Consider the following 13,600-nt stretch of genomic DNA (forward strand, 5'->3'; position numbering starts at 1 on the left):
GCTACTCCGCCTTGAGGCCTTCCACCGGTTCCACGCTGCTCGCCTTGAGGGCCGGGTAGATGGACGCCAGGTAGGTGACGAGCACCGCGATGACGACGGCCAACGCGGTCTGCAAAGGTTCGATGCGCACCGGCAGCGCGGGAATGTAATAGACCTCGGGGTCCAGCTTGATGCCCACCTTCTCGATGAAGAGGCACCAGGACAGGCCGGAGAACAGGCCCAGGACGCCCCCGGCGACACCAATCTGGAGACCTTCGGCGAGGAATATCTTCACGATGCCTCCATCCGGGACTCCCAGCGCCTTGAGGACGGAGATCTCCTTGCGCTTCTCCAATACCAGCATGATGACCGTGGCGACGATGAGACCCGCGGCCACGATGATGATGATGGACAGGATGATGCCCATCACCAGCTTCTCCAGGCGCAGCGCGGAGAAGAGGTTCTTGTTCATCTCTCCCCAGTCGCGGGCCCGGTAGGGATAGCCGCCCAGCGTCTTCACCACCTGCCCGGCGATGCGGCGCGCGTCGTCGATGTCGAGCACCTTCAGCTCGATACCCGTGGCGCCGTGGACGCTGAAGAAGTCCTGCGCTTCCTTGAGCAGGATGTAGACGAACTTGGCGTCGTACTCGTACATCCCCGAGTAGAAGACGGCCGCCACGCGGAAGGCGCGGTTCTTGGGCAAGGGCCCCATGGGCCCCAGCTCCGTGCCCAGCGGGGACACCACGTTCACCCGGTCCCCCACCACCACGCGAAGCTGCGATGCCAGCTCGCGGCCGATGATGATGCCGGGCAGCACGGGCGTCTTCTTCGGCTTGCCCGAGCGGCGGATGATGTCGTCTCCCGCGTCCTCCCCTGCCCCACCCTCCGACGGAGCCGACTCTTCATCCAGGCCGCGCGAGAGGATCTTCTCCGGGGTGTGGAGGATGTCGAGCGAGCCGCCGCCCAGGATGTTCTTGGGCAGGTCCGTCACCTCGCCCACCGTGGCCGGGTCGATGCCCTTGATGATGACGGCGTCGACGTTGCCCTCGGAGGCAATCATCACCTGGTTGATGATGAAGGGCGTCTGCCCCTCGACACCAGGCACCTTGCCGACGGTGTCCATCACCTTGGAGTACTCGGGCAGGTCCCCCGCGTACCGGGTCACCACCACGTGGGCGTTGGTGCCGAGAATCTTCTTCTGGAGGTCGGCCTCGAAGCCGCTCATCACCGACAGCACGATGATGAGCGCCATGACGCCCACGCCCACGCCGCCCACCGACAGCGCGGTCATCATCATGGTGGGCGACTGCTCGCGCAGCTTCAGGTTGTGCAGCGCCTCCGATGCGGCCAGCGGATCCGCCATGCCCAGCGCGCGGATGCGCGTGCGCTCCACGGCGGCCTCGGCCGAGCGGATGATGAAGTAGACGAGCAGCGGCGGGATGATGCCGAACATCAGCACCGCCAGCGTGCCCAACAGCAGCGACGGTCGGAACACCGCCACGTGGCGGCGCGCGACGAACAGCTCGAAGCCGAGCTTCAGGTCCACACGCCCGCTGCCCGCGGCGATGAAGCCCGTGTTGATGCCCAGCACCAGCGCGAGCACCAGCCCCGTGAAGGTCAGCCAGTACGCCAGCTCCGGCCGGCCAATCAGGCCCGCCACGTACGTCACCTCGCGCAGCCGGTAGCCCAGCGCGAGCTGGAGCGCGGGGATGCGCTCCATCAACGTGAGGAGGATGGGAACGGGCAGGCCCAGGTAGAAGACGCCGATGGTGGCTTCCGGCAGCGCCAGCCGCTGCGCCCGGGAGGCCCCGATGAAGCCGGACACGAAGGCGACGAAGGCCGCCCCCACCAGCGAGATGCCGAACGCGACGGTGGGCGGCATGGCCAGCCCCCCGCCCGCGTCCCGCGCGATGCCCAGCTCCGTCGAGGGCACGCCGCTGGACAGCATCGTCTGCAGGAAGATGTAGACCAGCTCCGCCAGCAGGACACCGCCGCCGTAGGCCCCCAGCGTGCTCCAGTAGAAGTCACGGTAGCGCGCCAGGCGCGGGTACAGCGGCGCCCCGGCCGCGGGGCTCGGCCCTCCGGTGGGCTCCGGCGCGCGCCGGATTCCCAGGGCCACCAGGCTCCAGCCCGCCACCCAGACCACGGCCCCCAGCAGCAGGAACCCCGGCTGACCCAGCAGCAGGGACTCCTTCACGGCCGCCTGCGCCGGCAGGAGCGCCGTCCCGTTCACCGCCTGGACCACCCCACCCCACCCGAAGAGGGACAGGCCCAGGAAGGAGCCCACCTCCGCCCAGGCACCGGACGCGGAGATGGACACCCCCAAGAGGGTGAACCCCACCAAGGCGACGAGTGCCCCGGCCCAGATGAAGCTCCAGCGGTGGACGGTCTGCCGTTCTGCCGAGTGCACGCGGCCTCCTGGCTACTTCGCCAGTGGCTTGAGGAGTGGGAACAGGATGACGTCGCGGATGCTCTGAGAATCCGTGAACAACATCGCGAGCCGATCAATCCCGATTCCCTGGCCGGCCGTGGGCGGCATGCCGTGCTCGAGTGCTCGGATGTAGTCCTCGTCGTAGTCCATCGTCTCCTGCTGCCCCCGCTGCTTCGCGTCGAGCTGAGACTGGAAGCGCCCCTTCTGGTCCAGGGGGTCGTTCAGCTCGGAGAACGCGTTCGCGATTTCGCGACCCGCCACGTACAGCTCGAAGCGGTCCGCAACGTCGGGGTTCTGGTCGTTCCTGCGGGCCAGCGGGGAGACCGCGGTGGGGAAATGGGTGATGAAGGTGGGATGAATCAGGGTGTGCTCGACGTGGGCCTCGAAGAGCGCGCCCACCAGCTCGCCGTGGTTCATCGTCTCGATGGCCCGACGCTCGGCCTCGCCGCGCGTCGTCTTGAGCAGCTCGTGCCGGAGCTTGTCCGGGTCCGACATGTCCTTGTCGGACAGCGCGCCGCCCACGCCCTCGCGGATGGCCTCCGTCATGGAGATGCGCTTCCAGCCCTTGCCGAAGTCGAGCACGTGCTCGCCGTACTTCACCTTCGTGTCGCCGGTGACGGCCTTGGCCGCCTCGGAGATCATCTCCTCGCTCAGGTCCATCAGGTCTTCGTACGTGGCGTACGCCTGATAGAACTCGAGCATCGTGAACTCGGGGTTGTGCCGGGTGCTGATGCCCTCGTTGCGGAAGTTCCGGTTCACCTCGTAGACGCGCTCCAGGCCGCCCACCACCAGTCGCTTCAGGTACAGCTCTGGAGCGATGCGCATGTACAGGTCGATGTCGAGCGCGTTGTGGTGCGTGGAGAAGGGACGCGCCGCCGCACCCGACACGAGCGGGTGCATCATCGGCGTCTCCACTTCGACGAAGTCACGCGCGTCGAGGAAGTTGCGGATGAAGCGGATGAGCTTGTTGCGCCGGAGGAACGTCTGCTTCACGTCCGGGTTGGACACGAGGTCCAGGTAGCGCTGACGGTAGCGGATCTCCACGTCCGTCAGGCCGTGCCACTTCTCCGGCAGCGGGCGCAGGGACTTGGTGAGCGGCGCGAACTTCGTCGCGGCCAGCGTCAGCTCGCCCGTCTTCGAGCGGAACAGCGTGCCCGTGGCGGAGAGGAAGTCACCCAGGTCGCACAGCTTGAAGACCTCGTAGGCCTCCGCCAGCGCGTCCTTCTTCATGTGGACCTGGATCTCTCCGGAGCGATCCCGCAGCTTGATGAAGGCGGCCTTGCCGAACGAGCGCATCGCGATGAGGCGACCGGCGACGTCGTACGTGACGGGCGTCTGCTCGAGCGACTCGGCGGTGTCATCAGCGTGTTTCGCGAGGATGTCCGCGGCGAGGTGCTGGGGGCGGTGGCCGTTGCCATACGGGTTGAAGCCCGCCTCCCGCCACTTGGCGGCCTTCTCCAGCCGCTGGTCGTAGATTTCCTGCTCCTTCGAGCCCAGGTCGTTGTTCTGGTCGTCAGCCATCGCGCGCCCTTCCAAGAGGCGCGGCACCGTAGCCAAGCCTCCCTCGGGACGCAACGCAACACATCGGGAAGGTTCAGGGGGCCGCCAACACCAGGAAGGCGGCCACGGCCACGGCGAGCAGGATGGGGATGAGAATCTCGACGGGGAAGCGGTGCTGCATATGAGCCATGTGCAGGCCCCGCAGACCGAAGCGCCGCTGCCGACGCACGCGAGTCATCACCACCGAGGCCAGCGCTGGCGGTGCCTTCTCGCGCTCCACGTTCTGAAGACGTCGCACCGTGCGCGAATATCCCTCCCACCCATGGCGGCACTCATCGCAGCCGTCCAGGTGCGAGCGCACCGCCTGCGCCTGAGGGGCAGGCAGCTCGTCGTCGGCGAGCGCGAGGAACAGGGCCCTCGCCTCGCGGTGGTTCATTCGCGGGTCCACGTCCGGAAGTCTGCGATGGAAACCACTCATGGCTCAAGCCGCCCCAGGAGGTTCGCCAGCTTTTCACGGGCCCGGTGGAGCCGGCTCTTCACCGTGCCCTCCGGCAGCTCCGTGATGTCCACGATTTCGTCGTAGCTCAGCCCTTCGATGTCGCGCAGCACCACGAGCATGCGTGCGTCGGGCTCGAGCTGGGAGATGGCCCACTGCACGCGGGCCCGCTCGCGCGCGGACTCCAGCGCGACGTCCGGCGTGGGGGGCGCCCCCGGGCCGTCCACCCAGGAAGCGCTCGCTTCGTCGTACTCCTCCGAGCGGCCCCGGCCCCGGCGCTTGAGGTACTTCAGCCGGTTGATGCAGTGGTTCTTGGTGATGCGGAACAGCCAGGTGGACAGGCGGGAGTCCTCGCGGAAGCGGCGGACGTTCTGGTGCACGCTGACGAAGATCTCCTGCACCAGGTCATGCGCCTCCTCCCGGTCCCCCACCATGCGGACGCAGAAGTCGTAGAGCCGGTCCTGGTGCAGGTGCACCAGTTGCTCGAAGGCCTCGGAGTCGCCCTGGCGCAGCCGGGCCAGCAGCGCCGCGTCGTCGCGCCGAGCCTCGGCCGCTTCGCCAGCGGACCCGTCCTGTCCGATTTCGAGCACCCCGCCCGGTTGCACCGGTGTCCTCCCGCGACGGCCTTCCCAGAAGGAAGGGCCTTGCCCTGAAGCCTATCCGTTCCCCTTCCCCGCCGCGCGTCCGACACCGCGGCGGGAAAAAGGTTCCCGGACTTCGTCGAGGGCCGGCGTGGCGGGGGGGTGCCCGCCTCCGCCGGTAGGGAGGCTCAGTCCAACGCCGCGTTGCGGTTGGGGTTCTTCACGCCCAACAACTGCGCGGTGATGAACTCCTCCAGGTCTCCATCCAGCACGGAGTCCACGTTGCCCGTCTCCACGCCGGTGCGCAGGTCCTTCGCCATGCGGTAGGGGGCCAGGACGTAGGAGCGGATCTGCGAGCCGAAGGAGATGTCCTTCTTCGCGGCCTCGGCGGCGTCTCGCGCGGCCTCGCGCTTCTTCATCTCCAGCTCGTACAGGCGGCCGCGCAGGATCTTGAAGGCCATGTCCTTGTTGGCCGACTGCGAGCGCTCCGTCTGGCAGGTGATGATGATGCCCGTGGGCAGGTGGCGCAGCTGCGCGGTGGAGGACGTCTTGTTCACCTTCTGTCCACCAGCGCCGCCGCCTCGGATGAACTTCAGGTCGATGTCCTTCTCCGGGATGTCGATTTGAATCGTGTCGTCGACTTCCGGATAGACGTCCACCGACGCGAAGGCCGTCTGGCGCCGGGCGTTGGCGTCGAACGGGGAGATGCGCACCAGCCGGTGCACGCCCACCTCGGCCTTGAGGTAGCCGTAGGCGAAGTCACCCTCGATGCGCAGGGAGACGTTCTTGAAGCCCGCCTCTTCGCCCGGCACCTCGTCGCTGATCTCGACCTTCCAGCCCTTGGCCTCGCAGTAGCGCGAGTACATGCGCAGCAGCATGGCCGCCCAGTCCATCGAGTCGGTGCCACCGGCGCCGGCGTTGATGTCCATGAAGCAGCTGCTGCGGTCCTGCTCGCCGGACAGCATGCGCGCCAGCTCCAGCTTCGCGACGTCGCCGTCCAGCCCCTCCAGCGAGGACTCCGCCTCCTGGGCCGTGGCCTCGTCCGCGGCCTCCGCCGCCAGCTCCAGCAAGGTCTGCGCGTCATCCAGGCCGCGCATCACCTTGTCGTAGGCGCCCACGCTGAGCTCCAGCGTGGACTTCTCCTTCAACATCGCCTGGGCCTTGGTGTTGTCGTCCCAGAAGTTCGGCAGCGTGCTGTCACGCTCAATCAACGCAATGCGGGACCGCTTGCGGTCCAGGTCAAAGATGCCCCCGGAGCGCCAACACGCGCTCCCTGAGGCCGTTGATCTTCTCCATCGAATCGTTCGCCATGTGCGTGCTTCCTCGTCGGGCGCGCGGTGCCTCCAGCGGTCACCGCGCGCGAAGGGGTTGAAACCAAGAGCCGTCAGGGGGACTTGAGCGAAACCACGGCCTCGTCCCGTGGCGCTGACACGCGGGCCGCGCCCGTGAAGCGCGCCAGGATCCGGTCCAGGCCGAACGCTCCCGCCATGCCCACGGAGATGGGGAGGATGAGCGCGATGAGCCGCCAGTTGTCCTGGTCGAAGGGCGGCAGGACCTTGAGCACCACGCCCAGGCCCCCGAGCGCCGCGAGCACGCCCCAGAGCTTGAACAGGCGCGCGCGCGTCTTGGGGTTCTTGCCCCGCATGAGCGAGAGGCCCCAGGGCACCGCCATCAGCGTCAGCGGGTTGGCCAGGAACAGGTTCTCGTTGCGGTACGTCACCGTGTGGTCCGTCACCCACCCCATGACGAAGAGGGCCGTGCCGGGAATCCCCAGCACCAACCCGAGGAGCGCGTTCTCCAACCCCAGGAACACGCGCGCGAGCCGGCTGCCCTGTCGCGCCCAGGCCGCGAGGCCCAGAGCCCCTCCGCCCAGCGCCAGCCCCAGCGCGAGAATCCACGGCCCCCAGGGCGGCGGCTCCGCGGGAGGGCGCGCGCGGTCGGGAGACAGGTAGTAGTTCCACTGCCGCGCCACCAGGGGTCTCGACTGTCCCTGCGCGTCCTTCACCTGGAGCGACGCCACCTGCGCCTCCAGCTCATCCGGGAGGAAGGCCTCCTCCCAGCGAGTGATGGGGTGGTCGATTTCGTCGTTCATCATGAAGTCGAGCAGCACGCTCATGGGCGGACTCGGCGCCGTGTACCGCCGCGTGTGCTCGCGCAGCGTCATCCGCCCCGGCGCCCGGTCGGCCTCGCGGAGCTGGCCGCTGGTGGCCACATCAATCATGTCGCGCAGTCGCGTGACACAGTTGTCGTTGTAGTGGTGATACAGATACTCGCGGTTCTCCGGCAGGACGTTGTCGGCCAGCCGCTTGGAGACCTGGAGCCGCTGCTCCGTGGTGAGGTTGAGCTCCTGGATGCGGACGTCGCGGTCCTCGGCGCGGTAGTAGCGGTAGGTGCCGTCCACGCGGGCCTGCCCCACCCAGAACTCCAGGCGCCCCATCGCGAAGCGGGCCAGCATCGCGTCGTCGAAGGAGAACATCCCGTAGTTGTAGACACGGGCCACGCCCAGCCGGCGGTCCTCCACCACGAGCGAGCCGTGTCCCCACCAGGACGGCACGTCGTCTCCCGGGCTGAAGGTCACCAGCGAGACGACAAGGTCCTCGGCCTGACTCTCGCCCGTTCCCCAGGGCGGCACGGCGTTCGTCTGCGCACGTGCGGGCACCGCGAGCAATGAGCCGAGCAGGCAAAGGACGATGAGCGACAAGCGGAGCATGGCGATGTCCAACACGCGGGAGGCGGACTACCTATCATGCACGCCGCGCGACTCAATCGGCAGGATGCCGGAATGTCCGCCAGGGGGCCATGCGAGGCCCTTACATCAGACTTCTCGCCCTCCGGGCCTTCGCATCCACCTGGAGAGAGTCCGCCACCATACCTCGCTCGCCCAGGAGCTCTTCTTCCAGCGCGGCCATGCGCTTCGCGTCGCGAGGGCGCTCGTGGTCATGACCCAACAGATGCAACAGGCCGTGCGCCAGATAACGCGCCATCTCCGACTCCAGCGTGCGGCCGTACTCCTTCGCCTGCCGCTTCGCCGTGTCCAGCGAGATGACGACGTCCCCCAGCGGACGCGGGCCGGGAGTCCCTCGGGGAAGCTCTCCCGCGGGGAAGCTCAGCACGTCGGTCGCCTTGTCCTTGTCCCGCCAGGTGCGGTTGAGGCGGCGGATGGCCCGGTCATCCACCACGGACAGGGACAGCTCGCAGTCGGACAGGGACAGGCGCCGCAGGTAGTCGCGAGACCACGCCGTCAGCTGCCGGCCCCACTCCTTGCCCTGCGGGTGCGCCACCTGCACCGTCACCACGTTCTCCTGCGCACGCGGCGCGGGCGGCTCGATGTGCGCGCGCTCCGGCTTGAAGGCGGGAGCGCAGATGGACCAGTAGTCGCACGCGCCCTTGCCGTCGTTGCGATACACGACGCGCTTGCCGCGCGGCACCAGGCCCACCTCGCCCGCGGCGATGCGCTCCCGGCGGCCTTCCACCACCAGCGTCAGCTCGCCCTTGAGGACGAGCACGACCTCGTCGAACTCCGGCCGCTGCGCGGGCTCGGACCAGCCGGGGGGCGCGAGCATCCGCGCCACCGACGCTGAATCCGTGCCCGTGGTCGCCGCGCCCACGAACTCCTCGATGCGCTTGCCGTCATCCCGGGGGATGACCTTGCCCTTGCGCAGTCTCACGCCGTCACTCCTCGCGTCCGACTCACGAAGCCCCCGCCGAACGGGCCTTGTCCTTCACATCCATCGCCTTGCCTCCCGCCACCACCAGCGGCGGCACCTTGCCACCGCCCACCGCGCCCGCCGGGTAGACGGGACGCGTGTGATAGATGCCCTCCAGCGTGTGCAGGAAGGACTGCGAGATGAGGTTCAGGTCCTTCAGCGTCAGGTCGCACTCGTCGAGCTGCCCCTCGGAGAAGATGAGGTTGATGATCTTCTGCACCTGGGCCTGGAGCTTGGACGTGGTGGGCTCCGACATCGAGCGCGTGGAGGCCTCCACCGCGTCGGCGATCATGACCAGCGCCGCCTCGCGGAACTGCGGCTTGGGGCCCGGGTAGCGGTAGATGCTCTCGTCGATGGGCGGCGCGCCTTCCTTGCCCTCCTGCTCCTTCAGGGCCTTGTGGTAGAAATACCCCACCGTGCGCGTGCCGTGGTGCTGGGGAATCGCATCCGCCACCAGCTTCGGCAGCCGGTACTGCCGCGCCATCTCCAGCCCCTCCGTCACGTGGCGCTTGATGATGACGGCGCTCATCGCGGGCGCGAGCCCGTCGTGCCGGTTCTCTCCCTTCTGGTTCTCCCCGAAGTAGAGCGGGTTCCGGCCCTTTCCGATGTCGTGGTAGTACGCGCACGAACGCGCGAGCAGCGGGTTGGCGCTGATCGTCTCGGCGGCGTTCTCCACCAGCGTCCCGATGATGATGGAGTGGTGGTAGGTGCCCGGCGCCTGGACGATGAGTTCCTTGAGCGCGGGGTGGTTGAGGTTCGCCAGCTCCAGCAGCTTGATGTCGGACGCGTAGCCGAACGTCATCTCGATGAGCGGCGTGAGCGCCATCACCATGACGGGCACCGCGAGCGAGGAGCCGATGAACGCGCTCACCGCGGTGATGGCCGTGTCCGACGAGAGCCCCTTGCCCTCCACCAGGAACAGGAAGAGCACCGCCACCGTGTTGGCCGAGCCGGTGACGAGGCCCGCCCGGAAGATGCCCACGCGGTCCTTCGCCTTGACGATGCGGTCGGCCGCCACCAGCGAGCCCACGAGCGTGTAGATGCCGAAGGCCAGCGAGTTGCCGAGCATCACGCCCGCGAGGCTCGCGAACACCACGGCGAAGAAGAGCGCCAGCTCCTGCGTGAGGATGAAGCGCACCAGCATCGCACCCGCGGCCACCGGGAACACGTAGTACAGCGCCTCGATGGGCAGCGCCGTATAGCGGTCCTGGATGGCGTCCGCGATGGACACCCAGAGCTGCAACAGCGCCAGCATCCCCACCAGCAAGATGCCCAGCAACAGCCCGTCCTTGCGCGTGGGCCGGAAGCGCCGGAACGCGGTGAGGCAGAAGAAGTACGAGGAGACGACCAGCAGCGCCACCAGCCCCGTGCCGCCCAACTGGACCTGCACCAGGTCCAGCCCGTCCGTCTCCGCCCGCATCCCTTGCAGGACGACGAGGTGGCCCTCGTTCACCAGCTCGCCATCGCCGATGACGCGCTGCCCCTTCTTGATGGAGATGACGGCGTCCTTCACTGCCTGCGCGGCCTGGTTCCGGCGCGCATCCGTCTCCGCGATGTTGATGGTGAGGTTGGGCCGCACCAGCCGCTTGGCCAGCCGAAGCACGGCCCGGCGCTGCACACCCGGCGCATCCGGCAGGAGGTTGCCCGGGATGGAGGCGAAGCGGTCCATCTCCTGGTGCGCCTCGCGCACGTCTACCACCTGGGGCGCGCCGTTGGGGAGGGTCTCCTCCCCCTTGTTCACCACGTCCCGGACCGTGAGTCCCTGAGGGGCCTCACGCGCCAGCTCCTCGCGGGAGCCCGCCACGTGCACCGGGCCCTGCTCGGAGCGGTAGGCCCGCTCCAGCAACGCCAGGGTGGCCACCTCCACCTCGTCCGAGAAGCCCTTCGCGAAGAGCGCCTGGAAGTCCTCCGCCTCCAGCCCCGCGTCGCGCTGGCCGAAGAGCAGCTCCTGCAGCTCCGACTGCATCTCCTCGCGGGCGCGGCGGTCGCGCTCGACCTGTTCAGGAGTGGGCGGTGGGTTGCGCCGGGACTTCCGGCCCTCGTCCGGCTCGCTCTCCGCCTTGGCGTCGGCGAGCTCCATCAGCCGCTCACGCATGGTGGCGAAGGACGCACGCACCACGGTGCGCAGATGTCCCACCACGGCCGGGTTCAAGTCATAGACGGGTTTGACGGCGGCCCGGGCATCCTGGCGCCGCTGGGTCGTCATGGACCGGTGGACGACCTCGTAGTCTCGAGCCGCCTTGAAGCCGGCGGGCGAGCTGGCGCGGAAGGGCTTGCCCAGGTTCTCGCCCGTCAAGGCGGGAATCTGCTGGCTGTAGAGGCCGGGGGAGATGGCAAACCCCGCCCCCACCGAGACCATCAGGAGAAGGAACACCTGGACCGCACGCCGCCCCCAGACGCCGTTTCCTAGACCCAAGCGTGCTGCGAGCGCGTCCAACGGACTGGGCGCGGGGGACTGCGGTTCCGGTTCGTCCATGGAGGTCCTCACCCTAGATAGGGGCCGTGGCTCCATCAAGGCCGCAGCGCGCCGGAAAATTCACGGGGCCGGAAATACGTATGCCCGCCCGCCAGGGTGAGGGCGGGTGGGCATACGTGTGCAACGTTGACTGGCTCAGCCGACAGCAGCCTCCGGGGGCACCGGAGCCACGCGGGACTCAGGTGCCGCCACGCTGGCCGACGAGGCGGCTTCGCGAGCGGCCTGGGCCTCCTTCTGGGCCACCTCCGCCTTGTCGTAGGCGCGGATGACTTCCTGCACCAACGGGTGGCGGACGACGTCCAGGTCGGAGAACTCCGAGAAGTGGATGCCCTCGATGTTCTTGAGCACCGCGCGGGCATGGGACAGGCCGGACAGCTTCCCCGTGGGGAGGTCCACCTGCGTCACGTCGCCGGTGATGACGGCCTTGCTGTTGTAGCCCAGGCGCGTCAGGAACATCTTCATCTGCTCCACGGTGGTGTTCTGCGCCTCGTCGAGGATGACGAAGGCATCGTTGAGCGTCCGGCCACGCATGAAGGCCAGCGGAGCGACCTCCACCACGCCCTCCTCCACCAGATGCGCCGCGCGCTCGGCGGCCATCATGTCGTGGAGCGCGTCGTAGAGCGGCCGCAGGTAGGGGTTCACCTTCTCCTGCAAGTCGCCGGGCAGGAAGCCCAGCTTCTCCCCCGCCTCCACCGCGGGCCGCGCCAGGATGATGCGCTTGACCTTGCGCTCCTGGAGGAAGGCAACAGCCATGGCCATGGCCAGGTACGTCTTGCCCGTACCCGCGGGACCGATGCCGAAGACGATGTCGTGGGCTCGGATGGAGTCCACGTAGCGCTTCTGGGCGATGCTCTTCGGCGCAATCTGCCGGTTGCCGGAGCTCTTCAGCACCGGCCCCAGCATGACTTCCTGGAGCGACTCCGCGCCCCGGCCGAGCACCTTGATGCCCTGCTCGACGTCCTCGCGGTAGACGGGACGCCCCGCGCGAATCATCCCCTCCAGGTTCTCCAGCAAACGCACCGCGAAGGCGACCGCGTCGGAGGGGCCGGACAAGTGGAACTCCGTCCCCCGTTGTCCCACCCGGACCCCGAGGCGTCGCTCCATCAGTTTGAGGTTTTCGTTCTGGTTGCCGCACAGCGCAAGGGCCGTCTCATTGTCACGGACGTCCACCTTGGCGGAGGCGGTGACGGCTGCGGGCGCTTCCAACGTGGCGGGGTTTCGCAATGCGTGTCGTTCCTCGGTCGGTACCGCTGTCTTCAACGTAACGCCGCCCCCCTGCCTCCGAAACACGACTTCGCGTGAAGGCTAGCGCAGGGGAGGCAGGAGGACGAACCGCCGAGCGGGCAACCGCCGGTAGTAGAATTCCTCCCGCCACGGGTATCTGAGTTCGTCTGAACTCAACAATCCAGCCTGGACCAGGGCGTCCAGACGCTCCGGCAGTTCCCCTCGTTCCAGAAGGAACACTTCCAGGGCGGACTCGATTCGGACGCGTTGGGCATCGGAAACATGACGTTGCGCCGCGGCGTCGGCGAAAGCGGTGGCCGCTCGCGTGTGCTCCGGGTCGGCGAGCGCCACCCGGGACACCACCACCGCCAGCGCCGCGAGGACTCCCATGGTGGCCACCACCCGCCCCACCACGCCCCCCATGCGGGAGACCAGCCGCTCCTCCCCCGGCGCGGGAGCCGGCGCCCCCTCGGGGTGCACGACGCGCACGTACTCGCCCCGAACCAGGTTGTGCAGGGCCTTGCAGGTCTCGAACTCACCCAGGCAGCAGACATCCACCAGCTTGCGCAGGTCGCGACCGACCGCGATCTCGTCGTAGACGCGGCGCTCGGTGCCGCCGATGGAGCCCAGCTCTCCGCCCTCCTCGCCCTCGCGCGGTGGAGGCAGCGCCTTGAGGCGCTCGAAGGCGAGGTCGTCGCGGTGGATGGACTTCCGGATGACGGGCCACTCATCCACCATCCGGAAGCCTTCCATGAGCACCGTCTCGGCGCGCAGCGGATGGATGGCCTCCGCTTCGGGCTCCACCGGTCCCTGGATGAACTCGTACGTGCCGGCCTTCCAGGTGAAGAGACGGTAGAGCGTCTCCGTCGCCTGCAGCTGCATCATCGACTGGAAGCGGTCCGCGGTGAGCGCCTGGCTGGAGACGAGCACGTCCCCCAGCCGCTTGAGGGTGCGCCGCTGCGTCTCCAGCGCCGCTTCCAGCTGCGTCTCGGTGATGAGCTCGGCGCGCACGAGCATGGCGCCGATGAGGTCCTTGCGCTTCCGGGTGACGCTCTCGACCTTGATGATGTGGCCGTCCTGGAAGCCGATGCGCACCTCCTGGTCCTTGTTGTCCAGTTGGAGCGAGCCCGTCTTCTGCTGCTGCCCGATGAGCTGCAGGATGTCGCCGATGCCGAAGTCCTTGAGGGTTCCTTTCAGGGACATGGT

The 13,600-nt window shown here is 68.1% G+C and carries 10 protein-coding genes; all 10 read right to left on the minus strand.

What is annotated here, in order from left to right; genetic code table 11:
• Nucleotide 1: 1 nt before the first annotated feature.
• The 10 genes from MYSTI_RS25710 to MYSTI_RS25755 all read right to left on the minus strand — a co-directional run bounded on the left by MYSTI_RS25710 (nt 2) and on the right by MYSTI_RS25755 (nt 13,597).
• On the minus strand, nt 2-2,389 hold the full coding sequence (locus MYSTI_RS25710; protein WP_015350725.1) for an FtsX-like permease family protein: 2,388 nt from the start codon (nt 2,387-2,389) through the stop codon (nt 2-4).
• Between the two features lie 12 nt (nt 2,390-2,401).
• Complete coding sequence (gene lysS, locus MYSTI_RS25715) at nt 2,402-3,931, minus strand: lysine--tRNA ligase (RefSeq protein WP_084668194.1); 1,530 nt, start codon at nt 3,929-3,931, stop codon at nt 2,402-2,404.
• Nucleotides 3,932-4,004: 73 nt separating this feature from the next.
• Complete coding sequence (locus MYSTI_RS25720) at nt 4,005-4,346, minus strand: anti-sigma factor family protein (RefSeq protein WP_144370144.1); 342 nt, start codon at nt 4,344-4,346, stop codon at nt 4,005-4,007.
• A gap of 38 nt (nt 4,347-4,384) precedes the next feature.
• Entirely contained in the window at nt 4,385-5,011 is a 627-nt protein-coding gene (locus MYSTI_RS25725; RefSeq protein ID WP_015350728.1) for an RNA polymerase sigma factor, read from the minus strand.
• A gap of 164 nt (nt 5,012-5,175) precedes the next feature.
• A protein-coding gene (gene prfB / locus MYSTI_RS25730) for a peptide chain release factor 2 (protein WP_015350729.1) occupies nt 5,176-6,298 on the minus strand; the annotation gives its coding sequence in 2 pieces (ribosomal slippage) (nt 5,176-6,228 and nt 6,230-6,298; 1,122 coding nt in all).
• Between the two features lie 73 nt (nt 6,299-6,371).
• Entirely contained in the window at nt 6,372-7,697 is a 1,326-nt protein-coding gene (locus tag MYSTI_RS25735) for an Lnb N-terminal periplasmic domain-containing protein (RefSeq protein ID WP_015350730.1), read from the minus strand.
• A 100-nt stretch (nt 7,698-7,797) separates the two neighbouring features.
• The gene (gene ybeY, locus MYSTI_RS25740) at nt 7,798-8,655 is read right to left on the minus strand and encodes an rRNA maturation RNase YbeY (protein ID WP_015350731.1); all 858 of its coding nucleotides are present in this window, start codon (nt 8,653-8,655) and stop codon (nt 7,798-7,800) included.
• Nucleotides 8,656-8,677: 22 nt separating this feature from the next.
• Nucleotides 8,678-11,170, minus strand: a complete 2,493-nt coding sequence (locus MYSTI_RS25745; RefSeq protein WP_015350732.1) for an HD family phosphohydrolase — start codon at nt 11,168-11,170, stop codon at nt 8,678-8,680.
• A 135-nt stretch (nt 11,171-11,305) separates the two neighbouring features.
• Nucleotides 11,306-12,394: a PhoH family protein gene (locus tag MYSTI_RS25750; protein WP_015350733.1), complete on the minus strand. Its 1,089-nt coding sequence runs from the start codon at nt 12,392-12,394 to the stop codon at nt 11,306-11,308.
• Between the two features lie 81 nt (nt 12,395-12,475).
• The gene (locus tag MYSTI_RS25755) at nt 12,476-13,597 is read right to left on the minus strand and encodes a DUF4388 domain-containing protein (RefSeq protein ID WP_015350734.1); all 1,122 of its coding nucleotides are present in this window, start codon (nt 13,595-13,597) and stop codon (nt 12,476-12,478) included.
• Nucleotides 13,598-13,600: the final 3 nt, after the last annotated feature.

Origin of the sequence: Myxococcus stipitatus DSM 14675 (assembly GCF_000331735.1) — a bacterium.
In the GTDB taxonomy this organism is placed as follows: domain Bacteria; phylum Myxococcota; class Myxococcia; order Myxococcales; family Myxococcaceae; genus Myxococcus; species Myxococcus stipitatus.

Excerpts from the sequence above, each read along its gene's own strand:
- lysS (WP_084668194.1), bottom strand. The coding sequence starts at position 3,931 with ATGGCTGACGACCAGAACAACGACCTGGGCTCGAAGGAGCAGGAAATC.
- MYSTI_RS25755 (WP_015350734.1), bottom strand. The coding sequence starts at position 13,597 with ATGTCCCTGAAAGGAACCCTCAAGGACTTCGGCATCGGCGACATCCTG.
- MYSTI_RS25745 (WP_015350732.1), bottom strand. The coding sequence starts at position 11,170 with ATGGACGAACCGGAACCGCAGTCCCCCGCGCCCAGTCCGTTGGACGCG.
- MYSTI_RS25720 (WP_144370144.1), bottom strand. The coding sequence starts at position 4,346 with ATGAACCACCGCGAGGCGAGGGCCCTGTTCCTCGCGCTCGCCGACGAC.
- MYSTI_RS25735 (WP_015350730.1), bottom strand. The coding sequence starts at position 7,697 with ATGCTCCGCTTGTCGCTCATCGTCCTTTGCCTGCTCGGCTCATTGCTC.